Genomic DNA, 18,065 nt, shown 5'->3' on the forward strand with positions numbered 1-18,065 from the left:
AATTTTCCTTAAAATTTAATAACCTTTGTGCCAAATCCGCCCTCATTTGGAACACCATCTCTAAATTCCTTTACGCTTGGATGCGATTTTAAAAACTCTCTTACAGCAAAAGCTAGTCTTCCACTACCTATTCCGTGTTTTACCATAACCTCATCAAATCCCATTAAAAGACTATCTGATATAAATTTATCAAGTTTTTGCAATGCCTCTTCACTTCTTAAGCCGTGTAAATCTAAAACAACACTAGCCATTTTTGGTTTTGTAACGCTAATTTTAATATCGCTTTTTTTATTATTTGATTGATTTTGAATTTTTTTCAATAAATTTAAAGGCACTTTTAATCTTATACCATCGCTTATGATAGTAGCATTTTTTGATGAAATTTCAATAATTTCGCCTTTTATTTGATTATATTTTGCTCTATCTCCAACTTTTAAAGGCTCGCTTTCTTCTTTAAAAACAGGTTTTTTGATGGAATTTAATATATCATTTGCTTTATTTATACTTCTTTGTTTATCTTTAATATCATTTAAATTTATACCTCTTTTGGCCTCATTTATAGCTTTATAATACTCAAATTCTAATTTTGAAATAAGCTCTTTTTGAATTTTATCGTTTTCTTGTTTTTGATTTTTTAATAAATTTAGCAAATGGTCTAATTTTTCCTCTTTTTTCTTAGTTTCTGTAAGTTTTTCTTTTAAATCTAGCTCTAAATTTATTGTCTTATTTATAATTTCATTTAAATTTTGTTTATCCTCTCCATAAATTTGCTTAGCTTGAGATACTAAATTTGCACTAATCCCATATCTAAGTGCAGTTTCAAAAGCATATGATTTTCCTATCATTCCTTCTAAAAATTCAAATTTAGGCACTCTAAATTTCTCATCATATAAAGCAGCCACCAACTCTACATCACTATTTTTAGCTAAAAGCATAGCAAGGCGTTTGTGATGAGTAGTAATAACCATCTTAACGCCATTTTCGATCAACTGTTTTATCATCACACTATAAAGACTAGCAGCCTCTTCAAAATCAGTACCAAGCTCTATCTCATCAACGCCTAAAAGCATATTTTTTTTGCCAAAAATTTTACTAAAACTAATCATTCTACCAGCAAAAGTTGATATATCATTTTTAGAATTTTGTGGATCTTCCATAATTATTTCAAATTCTTTAAACGAACCAATCTTACTTTGAGTAGAATTTATACTAACAGGAAGCAGATATTTAGCTAGCAAACTCACACTTAAAATAGATTTTAGCAACATACTTTTACCGCCTGCATTTACACCAGTTATCAAAAGAGCTTTTTTTGTAAAATTTACACTAACTCTTTTTGGATTTTTAAGTGCTGGATGGGCAAAATCTTTAATTATGATATCATTAGAATTATCACTTATTATAAATTCAAAATCTCTGCTTTTTGCAAATAAAACTCTTGCAATTATGCTATCAATCTTATCAAAAGCTTTATTTATAAATTTTAAAAATAATAAATTTTTATTAAAGATTTTGCTGATTTTTTTACAATGTTCATATATAATCATCTCTATAGAGTCTAAAATCGCACTTTGATCGCTTTTTAACTTTGAAATAGAATTTGGCTCTACATAAAAATACCCTCCACTACTTCTTCCAACAACACTGCCTTTTAGCACGTGGTTAAATCCGCCTCTTACCAAAAGGGTTTCATTTTCATTTATATAGTGAATTTGAGTATCGACAAGATATGGTGAAATTTGTTTTGAGTAAATCAATCTTTTCAATTCTAAATTTATCTCATCTTTTTTAAATTTCAAAGATTGCTTTAACTCAAAAAATCTACCATCAATCTCATCTTTTAAATTTCCATCTTTATCAAAAAAATTTAAAATTTCTAAAATCTCGGCAGGTATTTGAATTTTTGCCATCCAATCGCCCAAATTTCCACTAAAATTAAATTTTTTAAGATAAGTAAAATAATTAATAATCTTCACAAACTCATAAATTTCACTTATATGCAAAACAGCTTGTTTTGAAATTCTCATAATCGCATCATCTAAATTCTCAACACTCTTGCAAGATGATATGTTAAATTTAGAAATTTCATTTATCCAAGCAAAATTTACCCTGCTATCTCCTTCTAAAAATAGCTCTTTTTCTCGTGCTAAAAATGAGTTAAATTTAGACAAGTACTCATCTAAATCTAATTTTTTAAAAATTTTTTCTAAATTCATTTATCTTTTAACTCGCATTTACTAACTTCAAAAATTAAATTTTTAAATTCTTTTGGAACACCATTTTTAGCTATAAAAGATGAAGTTGCATAGGAGAATTCAAAATTTGTTAAATTTACATCAATCCCTTTGCATTTTAAATTCTTACCTTGTAAAAATGAATTTGAAAGCTCTTTTATATTTTGACTTGATTTTTGAAAATTAATTTCATAAAAATATGCAAAAATCGAGATTAAGCTAAGCAAAAAAACTACTGAAATTTTCATTTTTTTGTTAATTTTTTTATCATCTATCGTAAAAAGCACTATTATAAAAATCAAAAAACATAAAAAAATTATATATCTCATATTTTATCCTTGCTTTTTCTAAGTTGAATCGATATATCACCAGCGCCAAATCCAACAACAATGCCTTCATTAAAAATGTGTTTAACGCCGTAAATATCAATAAATTCTATATTTTTCTCACCCCTAATTATACTATTAGCAAATAAAGGATTTAAGTGTTTAAATTCTTTTTGTAAATTTATACCATTATCATTTTCTCCAGCACTATAAACAGGCAAAATAACTAAATCATCACAATTTCCAAAACACTCTTTAAAGCCTTGTAAATTTGCTTTTAAGCGAGTATATCTGTGCGGTTGAAAAATGGCTGTAATTTTAGTGATTCCCATTAAATTTGCATACTCTTTTATGCTTTTTAAAGTAGCTTTTATCTCTGTTGGATGATGAGCATAATCATCAATTAAAACAAAATTTCTATCAGCAAAAAGTATATCAAAACGCCTTTTTATACCGCGATAATTTAATAAATTTTTCCTAACATCTTCTAATCCTATTTCTGAATTTGCAGCCAAAATAGCCAAACTTGCATCAATTGCAATATGTTCTCCTATACCAAAAACCTCAAATCTACCTAAATTTTTAAGATTAAAACTCATATATGGCTCATAATCCCTTAAAACAAGCCTTAAATCTTTAATATCAATGCTAGGATAGAGTTTAATGCACTCGCTTTTTATGGTCGATAAAAACTCATCTTCTGCATTTATAACACAAATTTTTGCTCTTTCTAAAAATCCACGATAAGCTGCATGAAATTTTTCAATATCATAATCATAATGTTCCATATGTTCTGGTTCGGCATTTGTAACAACCGCCAAATAAGGGTTTGAGTTTAAAAAACTGCTATCGCTTTCATCTGCTTCAAAAATAATATTCTCACTCTCAAAATACTTCATATTTGAACAAAATTGTTTAGATATCGCTCCTATTATAACACTTCCTTCAAGCAAACTAGCAAGCATTGCCGAAGTAGTGCTTTTTCCATGAGCACCCGCTACTGAAAAAACTTTTTTATCATTTAATATAAATGGTAAAATTTCTTTTCTTGAAAAACATTTAATGCCCATTTTTTTTGCACTTACAAGCTCGATATTGTCCGAATTTACAGCAGCTGAATAAACCACAAAATCTTGATCTTTTATGTTTTCTTTTAAATGTGGAGTTGTTACTTTTATACCTTCGTTTCTAAGGGCTTTTATGGTATCACTTTCTTTAATATCTGAGCCACTAATAATAAAATTCTTTTCTCTTAAAAATCTAGCAATAGCTGAAATTCCAATGCCTCCAATGCCTATAAAATGAACTTTTTGCAAAATAAATCCTTAAGTAAATTTAATGTTATTCTACCAAAATTTTTTTTAAAATTTATTTTTTTATTCAAAAATTAAAAAAATAATATATAAAATAATATATTTTTATTTTAAATTTATATAAATTTATTTATAATATTAACTAAAATTTAATACAAGGCGATTTTAAGATGATAAGATTTGTGTTTTTTATTTTACTTATTGTGAATTGTTGCTTTAGTAATATCATCCACCGCTTTACTCAGCCTGAGAATTGCAAATCCTGTCATAAGGAGCAATACGAAATGTGGTCAACTTCTCTTCACGCAAAATCACATGAACTAAATAACGAACTATATAAAAAAAGCGTTAAAATGGTAGCCTTAGAGATGAATAAACCATATGATAAAGTTTTAATAACCTGTTCTAACTGTCATAATCCAAGATTAGAAATCAAAAATATAGACAACGAATACATAATAGCAAAAGCTTTTGGCGTTGAAACTTCAAAAACAAAAGAGGTAAATCAAGCATTAAATGCAAAACACATACAAAACGGTATAAGTTGCTATATTTGCCACAATGTAGATAGCATAAAACCTAGAACTAATCAAACTCAAGTAGGTTATCAAAATTTCAATTGGATAGGCGATGATACAATTGTAGGACCATATGAAGATGAAAGCAATAGAGCTGGTTTTCATAAAATTGGCTCTAGAGATTTTTTCAAACAAACAGATGATTTATGTCTATCTTGTCATCAAGGTCAAGTAAATAAAAATCCACTAGCCATTTATAATACAGGTCAAGAAAACACAGTAAACACTAGCGAAAAAAGATGTGTAGATTGCCATATGGGAGAGCTTAGTAAAGGCATTATAGCACCTCATATAAAACCTAAAGATGCTATTACTAGAGATATAAGACCACATATTTTTGCTGGCGTAAGAAATAATCCAAATTTGCTTAAAAACAATATAAGCATAAGATATAATAATGGAATTTTATATATAAAAAATTTAGCCACTCATAAAATTCCTACTGGTTTTAGCGGAAGAAGTGTTGTTTTAAAATTTACATACCTAGATATACAGGGTAAAGAAATTTCAAATGATGAAATTAAACTTAGAATCAAACATACAAATAACAATCTAGAAACTCTATCTTACTCAGCACAAAAAGTGGAATTTGACACTAGACTAAATGCTTTTGAAACTAGACAATTTAAAATCAATGCTCCACAAAATGCGACTAAATTTAGAGTTGATTTAATATATTATATAATAGATCCAAATTTACAAAAAAAATTAGAAATAGAAGATCCTAACTACACAAAACCTTATGAGATTAGTTCGTATATTTTTGATATTTAATGGAATTTAGAGTATTTACTCTAAATTCATCTTATTTATATAATGCCCAAGCTTTCATTTCAGAGTGTTTATTTCAAAATGAAGATAAAATTATATATAAAACCAAGTTAAAACATAGTAGTTTTTAATTTTGTTGGTATAAGGCATCAAATCTTAAATTTGCTTAGCTTCAACTCTCCGCTACTTATGTCAAAATAGTGCAAAATGTCAAATTTAACATCAAATCCTGCCAAATATCTAAGTGCTAAATTTGAAGCAAAACTAGCTATAAACATAACAATCGGACAAGCTATACCTTCTGGCTTAATGCCTGTTTTAAAAAGCGGCTTAAAACTAGCATTTTTCATAAAACATACCTGACCGTGAAAACTTTGAGTAGCTGAAAATATCCAAGGCGTGGTGTTTGATTGTGCAAATTTAGAGATTTCATATCTAGTTTCTAAATTATCTGTTGCATCCAAAATTAAGTCAAATTTATCGGTGCAAGTTTTAGAAAATTCTTCAAATTTCATTAAATGAGTTTTTACATTTACTCCTTTAAATCTAGCTTCTACTCTGTCTTTAAAAATTTCTGCTTTAAATTTACCATCATCATTTAAATCAAATAAAATTTGACGGTGGATATTACTAATGCTTACTCTATCAAAATCAACAACTTCAATTTTCCCTATCCCACTTGCTCCTAAAGCATAAGCAAAACTACTTCCAAGACCGCCACTACCGACAATTAATACCTTTTTATCTTGTAGCGAATTTTGCACATCCTCTCCCCAAAGCTGTATCTGTCTGTGAAAATAGTTCATTTCAAAAATCCCTTGTTATCCAAAATATCTCTAAATTTCCAACGCTCATTTTCAACCTTTAACTCATCTTTTGAAAGCTCAAACAATAAAATCCCCTCTTCATCTTTAAGCCTGCTACTAACAACTCCATTTGGCGAAACAGCAAAACTATCTCCATAAAAATTATCAAAATTATCCATAAATTTAGCCTTTCCTATACGGTTAGCTCTTAAGACATAACATAAATTTGTAAAGGCTCTTACCTTTAAAAGCTCTTCCCATCTTAAATTTGAGTTGAAAACGCAAGCACTAGGCACCAAAACAACCTCAACTTTATTTTTTAAAAAATATTGCCAACAAATATCAAAATGTGTATCAAAGCCGTTCATAACTCCAAATTTAAAACCACTATTTTCAAATATACCTAAATCAAGCTTTTCTTTATTATTTTTAAAAAAACTTCGCTCATCCCAATGTTTATAATTGATTAAAAAATTTTGTTCCCAAAAATCAAATGAATTTGGGCTAAATTTAGCTACTCCTTTTATGTAAAAATCATTTTTTTTCATTACAAAAGGAGCAATAATATCTAAATTATATTTAATTGCAAGCTCGCTCATTAAGTTTTTTTTATCTAAAATTTGCTCATCTATTAAGGTTTGAGGCATTTTTATTAGTTCTGTAAAAAAACTATTTAATACATACTCTCCAAGAAGAGCCAAACTAGCACCATTGTCTTTTACTATCTTTAAATAATAATCTATCCTTGATGGACTCATCGAAAGAGTTGGAAATTGTATAATACAAACCCTACTCATCATCATCCTTAAAAATTTCAAGCCTAGCTTCCTCTAAAATGCTTTTTGCTTCTTTTAGTAAATTTTTAGCATTTTTAAAAATTTTAACACTATCTTGAAGATTTAAATTCTCATCTTTTAATTTTTCGATTAATGAATTTAAATCTTGAATTTTGCTCTCAAAGCTACCATTTTGTTCTAAATTTTCCATTCTAAAGCCTTTTTTACATAAAAATCAAATTTATCATATTCAACCAAAAACGCATCGTGTCCATAATTGCTATTTATATTATAAAATTCTACCATATCGCCCTTGCCAAGCTCTACCATAACATCAAAAATTTCTCTCATCTCCTGCCACCTAAAAAGCATATCGCCTTTAAAAGAAATAAGAGTTAATCTTGCTAAAATATTTGAAAGTGCATCTTTTAAATTATCAAAATGTCTCGTACAATCAAAATTATTCATCATTTTAACTATATATAAATAACAAAGCGGATCAAATCTTTTAGCAAAATTTGAAGCATTATACTCCATATATCTATCCACTTCAAATCTTCCTTTTAGCTCATATAAACCATCAGTATTTACGTATTTTCTTCCAAATTTTAAACTAGTAGAATCTGGACTTAAAAAACTAATATGGCCTGCCATTCTACCAACTTCCATCCCAACAAGACCGTGCTTTTTTACTAAATTTACATCATAATTGCCATCGTCAAACATAATATCATTTAAAATTCCATGAATTGCTATTTTATTAAAAGCTATAGCCCAAGCACTAGTAGCATATGTAGAAGCTAACATTATTATTCTATCTGTAAATTTATTGTGCTCTATAGCAAAGCAAAGCGATTGCATACCGCCTAAACTTCCACCTATAACAGCATAAGCTTTTTCTATACCAAACTTCTTAAAAAGTCTCATTTGAGCATTAACAACATCGCTTATAACTATAACTGGAAAATTCATACGATATTCAAGTCCTGTGCTTTCATCTATATCAAGAGGACTTGTAGAACCAAATGGACTAGATAAAATATTTATACAAATGACAAAAAATTTAGTAGTATCAATAGCCTTGCCATCGCCTATCATAGCATCCCACCAACCAAATTTAGTGTCATTTTTATAACGACTTGCTGCGTGGTGAGAACCAGTAAGTGCATGACAAACGACAACTGCATTAGATTTATCGTTATTTAATCTACCATAAGTTTCATAAGCTAGTTTAAAATTTGGTAAAATTCTACCGCTTTCTAAATATAACGGCTCATTAAAATACTCAATACCTGTATTTACTTCCACTAATCCACTCTATAATTAGGTGCTTCTTTTGTGATGATAACATCATGCACATGGCTCTCTTTTAAACCTGCTGAAGTTATCTCGACAAATTCAGCCTTTTCTTGAAAAGTAGGAATATCCTTGCTACCACAATACCCCATCGAGCTTCTAACTCCGCCTATTAATTGATATACTACATTTTTTATACTTCCTACATATGGAACTCTACCCTCAATGCCTTCTGGAACTAATTTTTCAGAAGCTGTTCCTTCTTGAAAATATCTATCCGCACTCCCTTTTTTCATAGCGCCTAAAGATCCCATACCTCTATAAACTTTATATTGTCTTCCTTGATAAGTTACAAAATCCCCTGGACTCTCATCTGTGCCAGCAAGCAAACTTCCTATCATAACTGAACTAGCTCCAACAGCTAAAGCTTTTGCTATATCACCTGAATATTTTATCCCACCATCTGCTATTATTGGAATTTCATATCTTTTTGCCTCTTTAGCACAATCGCTAATAGCAGTAATTTGAGGTACGCCAACGCCTGCTATAATTCTAGTAGTACAAATGCTTCCTGGACCAATTCCTACTTTTATAGCATCTGCACCAGCCTTAGCTAGATCTTTAATGCTTTCTAGATTTGCCACATTTCCAACTACAACATCAATACTAAATTTAGATTTAATCTCTTTTAGCGTTGAGATTATATTTTTTGAATGTCCATGAGCAGAATCCATAACCAAAACATCAACCCCAGCTTCTATTAAAGCCTCAGCCCTTTCTATATGCCCTACTCCAATTGCTGCAGCAACTCTTAGCCTTCCATAGCTATCTTTATTTGAATTTGGATATTCGATTCTTTTTTTAAGATCTTTTATAGTAATCAAACCACTTAATTTTCCATTTTCATCAATAATTGGTAACTTTTCTACTTTATTATTTCTAAAAATTTTTTCAGCATCATCAAGAGTGCAACCTTTTGGTGCTGTAATTAGCGGAGCTTTAGTCATTTTATCTCCTACTTTTGCTAAAAAATCACTCTCAAATCTAAGATCCCTATTTGTTAAAATTCCTATTAAAATACCTCTATCATCAACAACAGGAATACCTGAAATTCTATACTCACTCATTATTAAAAGTGCTTCTTTTATAGTGGCGTCTGACTTGATAAAAATAGGCTCCATAATAACTCCACTTTCGCTTTTTTTTACCCTTTTTACCATTTTAACTTGTGTTGGTATGTCTGTATTTTTATGTATTACGCCAATACCGCCAAGTCTTGCCATCATAATAGCAGTTCTATCTTCAGTAACTGTATCCATAGCTGCACTTACAAGCGGTATGTTTAAATTTATATTTCTACTAAATTTTGTTTGCAAATTAACATCGGTTGGCACTATCTCGGAGTATTGAGGAACTAAAAGCACATCTTCAAAAGTTAAAGCTCTTTTTATAATATTCATTTTTTATCCTTTTATTAGATTTTCTAAACAATAAGCACTATCAAGAACGCCTTGTTCATCATATGCCTTACCAACAATTTGTGCACTAATACTTAGCCCATCTCTATCTTTAGAGATTGGAACTGAAATGGCTGGAAGCCCTGCTAAATTTACACCAACAGTAAAAATATCTCCCAAATAAGCACTAATTGGATCTTTTATAGCTCCAAATTTATAAGCAGTAGTTGGTGCAACAGGCATAAAAATAATATCTGCTTCATTTAAAATTTCATCATATTGGCTTTTTATAAAAGCTCTTGCTTTTTGTGCTTTTATATAATAAGCATCGTAATATCCGCTGCTTAAAACAAAAGTCCCTAAAAGCATTCTTCTTTGAACCTCCTCGCCAAATCCCTCGCCTCTAGTTTTTAAATAAAGCTCATCAAGGCTTTTTGTTTCAGCTCGCCTTCCGTATCTTATCCCATCATATCTGCTTAAATTCGCACTTGCTTCTGCGGTTGATATAATGTAATATGTGGCGATATTGTATTTTGCATTTGTAAAATTTCTATAAATTATCTTATGGCCATCTGATTTTAATCTTTCAATTGTATTTAAAAGAGCCTTTTTGACATCTTCATCACTTTGATCTATATAATTTTCAATAACTGCTATTGTAAATTTTTTATCTGAGTTTAGTTTATCAAAAGTGCTTTCATATTTACCATTAAAACTCGTACTATCTTTTTCGTCATGACCTGCTATAATATCATACAAAATAGAAGCATCACGAACATTTTGAGTTATAGGTCCGATTTGATCGAGACTGCTTGAGTATGCTCCAAGTCCATATCTACTAACTCTTCCATATGTAGGTTTAAATCCCACACAACCACAAAACGCAGCAGGTTGGCGAATACTCCCCCCTGTATCGCTTCCTAAAGCTGCAATAGCTATCTTGCCGCCAACAGCAGCAGCACTGCCTCCACTGCTTCCGCCAGGAACTCTTGAGTGATCGATTGGGTTTAGAGTTTTGCCATAAAAAGAGGTTGTCGTAGCTCCTCCCATAGCGAATTCATCCATATTTGTTCTTCCAAAAGGGCTTAAATTTTTAGCCCTTAATTTAGCAATAACAGTTGCATCATATGGGGAGATATAGCCTTGTAAAATTTTAGAAGCACTTGTTACACTCCATCCTTTTACTTGGATATTATCTTTAATGGCAACAGGAATTCCATCACCACTTTTGTTTAAATTTTGATTGCTTAACTGCTCCACATAAGCACCTAAAATTTTATCTTTTATAATCTTTTCTTCCAACTCGTCTCTTAAATTTTTAATCTCTTCTTCTGAAAATTTTAAAGCCTGCTCTAAGCTTACCACCTCTACTCCTTAAATTTATTTACAAAAAACAACCCAATACCTATAAAAACCAAAATAATTGCAATAGTTATAGCAATCACACTAAAAGGTATAGGCAAACTAAACATTTTTCATTACTTCTTTACATCTAGGACAAAGTCCATTTTCTTCTTGACTATCAAATTTCCAACACCTTGGACACTTAAATTTACTTGATTTTACGAGTTTAAAAATCTCATCATTTACGCTAAATTCAGCCAAACTAATAGAAGAGCTTATGTTTTTTATATCACTTACCATAAACCAATCACTCATTGATAAGGTATCTTTTGATAAAATTTCATCACAACTCGTTTCTATAACCAACTCTAAAGTGGATTTTATAAGTTTTTCTTTTTTTAATTTGTCTATAATTTCAAAAAATTTCTCTCTTGAATTTATCAAAATTTCATCACTTTCATCAAAGCTATAATCAAGCCCTTTATAAATTAAATCAAAAGCATCTTTTGCACCATTTTTAACTATCTCTGGTGCATATTCCATAACTTCATCAACTGTATATGTAAGAGTTGGTGCTATAAGTGGCAACAACTCTCTAGTTATTAAAACCATAGCACTTTGACAACTTTTTCTTCTTGTTTCATTCACATCATCACAATACAATCTATCCTTGCAAATATCAAGATAAATTCCACTTAAATCAGCACTTAAAAAATTTAAAAGAGTATTAAAACCTTTTGAAAATTCATAATTTTTAAAAGCAACACTAACTTCATCAAAAGTCTTACTAGCTTTTGCTAAAATCCATAGATCTAAGGCATTAAATTTAGAAATTTCAAGCTCTTCTAAATCACTAACATTTGCTAATAAAAATCTAATTGTATTTCGAATTTTTCGGTATTGCTCACTTACTTGTTTTAAAATTTCATCACCTATTTTTAAATCACTTGAATAATCACTAAGCCCAACCCACAATCTTAAAATTTCAATACCATGAGTTTTTGCAACTTCTTGCGGTGATATCACATTTCCTAAAGATTTACTCATCTTTTGACCATTTTTATCAACAGTAAATCCATGAGTTAAAATGCTTCTATAGGGGGCTTTTTCATTGACTGCACAACTAATAAGTAATGAACTTTGAAACCAACCACGGTGTTGATCGCTTCCTTCTAAATACATATCAGATGGATATCCACCTGCATCATAGCATCCGCTTCTTAAAACTGCATTCCAAGTAGAACCACTATCAAACCAAACGTCTAAAATATCCATAACTTTTTCTAAATTTGAAGGATTGTATTTTGAACTTTTAGGCAAAAACTCACAAATTTCTAAATCCCACCAAGCATCAGCACCTTTTTCTTCAAAAATAAAAGCTATCTTATCTAAAATTTCACTATCAAAGATAGGTTTTTGGGTAGTTTTATCCCTAAAAAAAGCTATTGGAACCCCCCAGTCTCTCTGTCTTGAAATACACCAATCAGGGCGATTTTCTATCATAGATAAAAGCCTGTTTTTACCTGTTTTAGGATAAAAAGTAATGTTATTATTTATCTCGTTTAAAGCAACTTCTCTTAGGGTTTTTCCATTTAATTTTGCTTCATCCATAGCGATAAACCACTGCTTTGTGGCTCTATAAATCACGGGTTTGTGCGTCCTCCAGCAAAATGGATATGAGTGGATAAATTTACTAGAATCTAAAAGATTATCTCCTAAAATCTCTAAAATTTTCTCATTAGCTTTAAAAATATGCATCCCAACAAAATCATCAGCAAATTCATCTTTTATAAGTTTTTTTGATTTTATCGTCTCATCATAACATCCGCCATCATCTACAGGCATAGTTACATCAAGTCCGTATTTAAGCCCTATAAAATAATCATCCTCACCGTGTCCTGGTGCTGTATGAACAAGTCCTGTTCCACCATCCATCAAAACATGCTCACCTAATATAAATTTTGATTTTCTACCATTTAAAGGATTTATAGCATATAAATTTTCAAGCTCACAAGATGAAAATTCTTTTATAATCTCACCTTTTGTTAAATTTTTTGCAATCAAAACTTCAAGCAAAGGTTTAGCAAAAATATAACCCTCTTTTGTAACAACATATTTTTCATCAGGATTTAAAGATATCCCTTCATTAGCAGGCAAAGTCCAAGGCGTAGTAGTCCAAATAACTGCTTTTGCGTTTTTAGTATTTAGTTTTAAATTTGCTTCTTCGTTTAAATCAAAAGCCACATAAATGCTATAATCTTCTTTTTCTTTATATTCAACCTCAGCTTCTGCTAAAGCAGATTTTGCAGCCCAACTCCAAAAAACAGGCTTACTTCTTTCTATCAAAAGCCCCTTTTTAGCTATCTCACAAAGATTTCTATAAATATCTGCTTCAAATTTAAATTTCATAGTCAAATATGGATCATTCCAATCACCTAAAATTCCAAGAGCTTTAAACTCATCTCTTTGGATATCAATAAATTTACTAGCATGTTCTCTGCAAAGTTCTCTTATTTTACTTTTTGGCAAGCTATCTTTTTTGCCAGCTAAATTTACTTCTACTTGCTGTTCTATCGGCAGTCCATGACAATCCCAACCAGGAACGTATCTGATATTTTGACCAAAAAAATAGTGAGTTTTTGTGATTATATCTTTTAAAATTTTATTAAGTGCATGACCTATATGAAGATGTCCATTTGCATAAGGAGGGCCATCATGAATACTAAAACTTAAATCACAGCCTTGTCTGATTTTTTTCATCTTGTCATAAATTTTTCTATTTTCATACCAAGATTTAAATCTATTTGGTTCATTTTGTGGCAGATTTCCACGCATAGGAAAATCTGTTTTGGGTAAAAAAAGCGTGTCTTTATAATCCATATCTAAAACCTTAAATTAAAAATTTTTGAATTTTATCAAAAATTGCCTAAAATAAGCATAAAATTTAAATTTTTTATCCATAAATATGATATAATCTTTAAAATTTTAAGGATTTTAATGAAAAATTTGCTCTTAATAATAAGTAGTAGTATAAAAATAAATCAACCATTTTTGGATTATATTTTTAAAAGCTACATTGAGAATTTTGGAAATTTAGATGATATTAAATTTATAGAAAAAATAAATTTAAAGCAGAATTTGGAATTTTGCATATCTAACTATAGTCAAATCACAATCATTACCGATAACTCAACGCACTATTTAACAAACAAAATACTTGCCACAATAAATGAAGATTTATTAATACTCAACGAATTTGATGATTTAATACCACAAAATTCATTAAATTATCAAAAAAATAGTATTTTAATAGACATAAAAGGTGTAAAAATCAATCTAATAAAAGCTACACCTCTAAATTTATTGCCTAAATTTTTAATACAAAATAAAAATAAAACCACAACTTTTTTCATCTACGACAATAATCCAATAGAGATAAAAAATTTAAAAAATAAATTTCAAATAGATATCATCTCTACAAAATACTCAAATTTTATTACCAAATTTCAAGCAAAAGAGCTTAAATTTGGGTATTTAGATGGATTTATCAATGAGATAAAATCAAATTTCAAAACAGCTATTTTTAGTGATGATTTGGTAAATTTTATAGTAAAAAAATTAAAAAAACACAATGCAAAAATTACCTTTGCTGAGAGCTATACTGCTGGGCTTTTGACATCAGAATTTAGTAAAACTAGCGATTTTAGCGAGATTTTTGATGGATCACTGGTTGTATATTCTAAACAGATAAAACATACTTGGTTGGATATTGAAGATGAAATTTTAAATAAATTTGGAGCAATAAGCATTGAATGCGTAGAACAAATGTTAGATGGAGCTTTAAGAGCAAGTGGGGCTAGTTTTGCCATAGCAATTAGCGGTGTTGATGATTTTAGTGCTAAGGATGAAATAAAATCAATTATTGTCGGTGTTGCTAATTTTGATAATAAAATAATTAAAAAATTTCATATAAATACTAATATATATTTTAAAAAAGAAGTAGTCAATATTGCTATTTCTCTTTTAATAGAGCTTTGTAGGGATATATTTTTTGATGATAATTTGCACTATTTTACTAAAAATTGATAAGTTTTTAGTAAAATTTAGCTAAATTAAAGCTTTGATGATGTATAATTCAATTTTTAATTCAAATTGGGTTCATAGCTCAGTTGGTTAGAGCATCCGGCTCATAACCGGATGGTCCTAGGTTCGAGTCCTAGTGAACCCACCATTATATCTTTTCTTTGATTACAGCTACTTCCATTTAATTACTTTTACTTCCTTTTAATTCCGATTTTTAGGGCTAAAACTCATCATTTACTTCTTTTTAATTCTTTTTACTATATAATTGCTTCCAAATCATTAAGGTTATTTATAAGGTAATTCATATCTTATAAAGGTAATTTTATTTTTTAGAGGGTAAAAATGCCAAAAATATCAACAGCAAAATTATACGATAAAGACATTAGGGGTTTATTGCCAACCAATAAAATATACAAAAAAGCAGTAGGCAATCCAAAAGAGCTTTATATAAAAGTCTATCCAAGTGGATTGAAAACGTTTTTTATACAATACAAAAACATAAATCATTTTAAATTAAAAGAATTTAGAGAAGGAATTTATAGTGTAGCAGAGGCTAGGAAAGATGCCGTAGAACTCATTAGGAAATTTGAAAATGGTTTTATAAGGTCAAAAGATAAGTATCAACTGACCGCACTCTTTGAAAAATATATCGACAAAAAAGAGAAGATAGATCAGCTGGATAAGACATATTTGGATAAAATCAAATCTAGAATGAAAACCTATATACTGCCTAAATTTGGAAATATCGATATAAAGGATATTAAATTTAATGATCTAAAAAATATATTAATGCCGCTTTTTAATCCACACAATCCAAAAAAGTCAAGACTGGAAACGATACACCGAATAATCAATACGTTAAATTCGCTCTACGAAAATGCCATTAAGGATAGATATATAGACTACAATCCTTGCAAGGCTTTACACGATGAATTCCCAACGTCTAATAACTTTAGCCTTAGAAACGGCATAGATACAAGATATCCAGCAATTACCAACGAAACTGATTTAAAAGAGTTTTTGATAGATCTAAGAGATGATAGTAGAATGGATTTACAAACCAAAAGAGCTCTAATGCTTCAAATTTTATGCGTAAATCGACCAGCAAACACGGCAAATATGAAGTGGGAGCACATAAATTTAAAAACAGAAATTTGGAGCATACCACCGCTTGAGATGAAAATGCGGCACGCCCACCAAATTGCCCTCAGCAAACAAGCCTTATCAATACTACTGGAACAAAGACAATATACGCCGATACAAAGCGATTTTGTATTTCCTGCTGTTACAAAGACAGGGCATATAAGCAGAGATAGTATAAGCAAGGCTATAAGAAATTTAGGATCAAAAGACAAATACCACTCAAGGGCTTGTGCTCACGGATTTAGAGCCACATTTAAGACGATTTGTTCCTTGCATTTTACAGAGCTTGTAAGGCTAGGTATAAGCGAAAAGACAATAGAAAATGCACTAGCCCACACAGAACCAAACGCCGTAAAATACGCCTACGAAAGACGAACGGCTACACTAGAGCAAAACAGAATATTAATGCAATGGTATGCAGATTATCTAAATTCTATTGTCAAATTTATATAAAACTAATTTTTATTTTTAAGTTTTTAAAAAATATTCAATAAATCTTAATAAAATTCTCTTGGGTTTTTTAATGGTTTTTTTACTGTTTTTTTAGCTATTGTAAAAAAGTAAAATAGCCAAAATACGGCTTTTACATAACTCTATTTCTCGGTTTTTTAAATTTTTAGGTGCGTGTATAGAAATACTTAAACGCTTCAAAGCACGATAATATCGGTGTTTAAACGTGATAAAAAGTTAAAATTCGTATTTTCATTTAAGCTAAAAAAGCCATTTAAGAATTATTTTTGCTTAAAAAATGCCTAAATTTGCCCAAAATCTCTTAAGGTTAAAAAATTTTCTTTCGGTTTTTTAATGGTTTTTTAATTACAATATTACCTAGTTTAGGCACTTGTAAGCACTTTAAGCAAAAATAAAAAATGCAAATTTTAATCAATATAGCTCAAAGAGCCCATTCTATCGGCTTTTTTAATAGATTGTTTGGGTTTTTACTGCTTAAAAAACCCAAAGTGCAATAAAGAGCTTTTGAAAGTCATAAAAATACAATCATTTTTTTGACAAGATGAAATATTTTTGATATACTATGTTCTATAAAACAAATACAAACAAGGATAAGATATGGCAAATATAAGCATACGTGTAAATGATGATGACAAAAAGGCAGTTGAGCAGATACTTGAGAGCATTGGGCTTACTCTTTCATCGGCTACAAATGCCTTTTACAAACAAATCATCAGGCATCAAGGGATACCATTTGAGTTAAAGGCTGATCCGTTTTACTCAAAGCAAAATTTGGCAAGACTCGAGCGTGGTGCAGAAGAGATACGTAAGAGTGGTGGAGTAGTTCACGAGGTAATCTTTAATGATTAAGGCTTGGACAAATGAAGCTTGGGAGGAGTTTTTGTATTGGCAAAAGACCGATAAAAAAGTTTTCAAAAAGATAGTTGAGTTAATACAAGATATAGACAGAAACGGACACAAAGGGCTTGGTAAGCCTGAACGACTAAGCGGAAATTTGTCAGAATATTATAGCAGACGCATAGATACCAAGAATAGGAACGTTTATCAAATAGCAAACGAGACTATCTATTTTATCCAGTGTGGCTCACACTACAAAGACAAATAATTTTCATATTTTTATATTATTTTATTTAAAAATATGTTATAACTCGTTGTCAATTTTATAAAGGAGATACAAAAATGATGACAAAACTTTCTACCCTAATAGTCGGGGGGGGGGCGTAACGCTCGTTTAGAAAAACCCAACTCTTCTAAGACAAACTCTCGTTTAAAGCAACTAGTTGCTTTTTTAACCCTTTCCTTATTTCCTAATCTTTTGTTCGCTGCTGGTGGCACTGGTTTAACTAAGGTTGATAATTTTTTCTCAACTGTTAACGGATGGCTTACCGGTGGAGGCACACTTGTTTTAGCTATTGCACTTTCAGTAGCTGGTTATAAAGTTATGTGGGGTAAGCAACTGAAACATAA

At 29.9% G+C, this 18,065-nt stretch carries 15 protein-coding genes, 1 tRNA gene and 1 pseudogene; 7 read left to right on the forward strand and 10 right to left on the reverse strand.

Annotated features, from left to right (window positions below; all coding sequences use genetic code 11):
- Positions 1-8 precede the first annotated feature (8 nt).
- The 3 genes from F1B92_RS05030 to murC are packed head-to-tail and all read right to left on the reverse strand — an operon-like array spanning position 9 to position 3,876.
- Complete coding sequence (locus F1B92_RS05030) at positions 9-2,216, reverse strand: endonuclease MutS2 (RefSeq protein WP_154570787.1); 2,208 nt, start codon at positions 2,214-2,216, stop codon at positions 9-11.
- Positions 2,213-2,563 (reverse strand): hypothetical protein, encoded by a 351-nt coding sequence (locus F1B92_RS05035; RefSeq protein ID WP_154570788.1) that lies wholly within the window; start codon positions 2,561-2,563, stop codon positions 2,213-2,215. The genes F1B92_RS05030 and F1B92_RS05035 overlap by 4 nt, the downstream gene beginning before the upstream one ends.
- Positions 2,560-3,876, reverse strand: a complete 1,317-nt coding sequence (gene murC / locus F1B92_RS05040; RefSeq protein WP_154570789.1) for a UDP-N-acetylmuramate--L-alanine ligase — start codon at positions 3,874-3,876, stop codon at positions 2,560-2,562. The genes F1B92_RS05035 and murC overlap by 4 nt, the downstream gene beginning before the upstream one ends.
- Before the next feature lie 167 nt (positions 3,877-4,043).
- On the opposite strand from murC, the gene F1B92_RS05045 reads away from it, so the two are divergent.
- Positions 4,044-5,225, forward strand: a complete 1,182-nt coding sequence (locus tag F1B92_RS05045) for a multiheme c-type cytochrome (protein WP_154570790.1) — start codon at positions 4,044-4,046, stop codon at positions 5,223-5,225.
- A 146-nt stretch (positions 5,226-5,371) separates the two neighbouring features.
- Here F1B92_RS05045 and F1B92_RS05050 read toward each other — a convergent pair whose 3' ends face one another.
- The 7 genes from F1B92_RS05050 to ileS all read right to left on the reverse strand — a co-directional run bounded on the left by F1B92_RS05050 (position 5,372) and on the right by ileS (position 13,781).
- Entirely contained in the window at positions 5,372-6,028 is a 657-nt protein-coding gene (locus tag F1B92_RS05050; RefSeq protein ID WP_154570791.1) for a HesA/MoeB/ThiF family protein, read from the reverse strand.
- Complete coding sequence (locus tag F1B92_RS05055) at positions 6,025-6,825, reverse strand: carbon-nitrogen hydrolase family protein (protein ID WP_154570792.1); 801 nt, start codon at positions 6,823-6,825, stop codon at positions 6,025-6,027. The genes F1B92_RS05050 and F1B92_RS05055 overlap by 4 nt, the downstream gene beginning before the upstream one ends.
- Complete coding sequence (xseB, locus tag F1B92_RS05060; protein ID WP_154570793.1) at positions 6,818-7,015, reverse strand: exodeoxyribonuclease VII small subunit; 198 nt, start codon at positions 7,013-7,015, stop codon at positions 6,818-6,820. Before xseB ends, F1B92_RS05055 begins: the two co-directional genes overlap by 8 nt.
- Positions 7,003-8,112 carry a homoserine O-acetyltransferase MetX gene (gene metX / locus F1B92_RS05065; protein ID WP_326833099.1) on the reverse strand — a complete coding sequence of 370 codons (1,110 nt, stop codon included), beginning with the start codon at positions 8,110-8,112 and terminating at the stop codon, positions 7,003-7,005. Before metX ends, xseB begins: the two co-directional genes overlap by 13 nt.
- Entirely contained in the window at positions 8,112-9,560 is a 1,449-nt protein-coding gene (gene guaB, locus F1B92_RS05070) for an IMP dehydrogenase (RefSeq protein WP_154570794.1), read from the reverse strand. Before guaB ends, metX begins: the two co-directional genes overlap by 1 nt.
- A gap of 3 nt (positions 9,561-9,563) precedes the next feature.
- The gene (gene gatA, locus F1B92_RS05075) at positions 9,564-10,922 is read right to left on the reverse strand and encodes an Asp-tRNA(Asn)/Glu-tRNA(Gln) amidotransferase subunit GatA (protein ID WP_326833100.1); all 1,359 of its coding nucleotides are present in this window, start codon (positions 10,920-10,922) and stop codon (positions 9,564-9,566) included.
- Between the two features lie 99 nt (positions 10,923-11,021).
- Complete coding sequence (gene ileS, locus F1B92_RS05080) at positions 11,022-13,781, reverse strand: isoleucine--tRNA ligase (RefSeq protein ID WP_154570795.1); 2,760 nt, start codon at positions 13,779-13,781, stop codon at positions 11,022-11,024.
- Between the two features lie 117 nt (positions 13,782-13,898).
- Here ileS and F1B92_RS05085 point away from each other — a divergent pair, with 117 nt between their 5' ends.
- From F1B92_RS05085 to F1B92_RS09525, 6 genes and pseudogenes are all read left to right on the forward strand, one after another.
- A complete protein-coding gene (locus F1B92_RS05085) occupies positions 13,899-14,987 on the forward strand; it encodes a CinA family protein (protein WP_154570796.1) in 1,089 nt (362 codons plus the stop codon).
- A 68-nt stretch (positions 14,988-15,055) separates the two neighbouring features.
- A tRNA-Ile gene (locus F1B92_RS05090) sits at positions 15,056-15,132 on the forward strand.
- A gap of 194 nt (positions 15,133-15,326) precedes the next feature.
- A complete protein-coding gene (locus F1B92_RS05095; RefSeq protein WP_154570797.1) occupies positions 15,327-16,580 on the forward strand; it encodes a tyrosine-type recombinase/integrase in 1,254 nt (417 codons plus the stop codon).
- A 615-nt stretch (positions 16,581-17,195) separates the two neighbouring features.
- Complete coding sequence (locus F1B92_RS05100; RefSeq protein ID WP_065843642.1) at positions 17,196-17,447, forward strand: type II toxin-antitoxin system RelB/DinJ family antitoxin; 252 nt, start codon at positions 17,196-17,198, stop codon at positions 17,445-17,447.
- Entirely contained in the window at positions 17,440-17,703 is a 264-nt protein-coding gene (locus tag F1B92_RS05105; RefSeq protein ID WP_065843643.1) for a Txe/YoeB family addiction module toxin, read from the forward strand. The genes F1B92_RS05100 and F1B92_RS05105 overlap by 8 nt, the downstream gene beginning before the upstream one ends.
- Before the next feature lie 156 nt (positions 17,704-17,859).
- Positions 17,860-18,065 (forward strand): annotated as a pseudogene (locus tag F1B92_RS09525) (TrbC/VirB2 family protein); the annotation flags it as partial.

Origin of the sequence: Campylobacter portucalensis (genome assembly GCF_009690845.1) — a bacterium.
In the GTDB taxonomy this organism is placed as follows: domain Bacteria; phylum Campylobacterota; class Campylobacteria; order Campylobacterales; family Campylobacteraceae; genus Campylobacter_B; species Campylobacter_B portucalensis.

Excerpts from the sequence above, each read along its gene's own strand:
- F1B92_RS05030 (WP_154570787.1), bottom strand. The coding sequence starts at position 2,216 with ATGAATTTAGAAAAAATTTTTAAAAAATTAGATTTAGATGAGTACTTG.
- F1B92_RS05035 (WP_154570788.1), bottom strand. The coding sequence starts at position 2,563 with ATGAGATATATAATTTTTTTATGTTTTTTGATTTTTATAATAGTGCTT.
- F1B92_RS05045 (WP_154570790.1), top strand. The coding sequence starts at position 4,044 with ATGATAAGATTTGTGTTTTTTATTTTACTTATTGTGAATTGTTGCTTT.
- F1B92_RS05050 (WP_154570791.1), bottom strand. The coding sequence starts at position 6,028 with ATGAACTATTTTCACAGACAGATACAGCTTTGGGGAGAGGATGTGCAA.
- F1B92_RS05055 (WP_154570792.1), bottom strand. The coding sequence starts at position 6,825 with ATGAGTAGGGTTTGTATTATACAATTTCCAACTCTTTCGATGAGTCCA.
- xseB (WP_154570793.1), bottom strand. The coding sequence starts at position 7,015 with ATGGAAAATTTAGAACAAAATGGTAGCTTTGAGAGCAAAATTCAAGAT.
- guaB (WP_154570794.1), bottom strand. The coding sequence starts at position 9,560 with ATGAATATTATAAAAAGAGCTTTAACTTTTGAAGATGTGCTTTTAGTT.
- ileS (WP_154570795.1), bottom strand. The coding sequence starts at position 13,781 with ATGGATTATAAAGACACGCTTTTTTTACCCAAAACAGATTTTCCTATG.
- F1B92_RS05085 (WP_154570796.1), top strand. The coding sequence starts at position 13,899 with ATGAAAAATTTGCTCTTAATAATAAGTAGTAGTATAAAAATAAATCAA.
- F1B92_RS05095 (WP_154570797.1), top strand. The coding sequence starts at position 15,327 with ATGCCAAAAATATCAACAGCAAAATTATACGATAAAGACATTAGGGGT.
- F1B92_RS05100 (WP_065843642.1), top strand. The coding sequence starts at position 17,196 with ATGGCAAATATAAGCATACGTGTAAATGATGATGACAAAAAGGCAGTT.
- F1B92_RS05105 (WP_065843643.1), top strand. The coding sequence starts at position 17,440 with ATGATTAAGGCTTGGACAAATGAAGCTTGGGAGGAGTTTTTGTATTGG.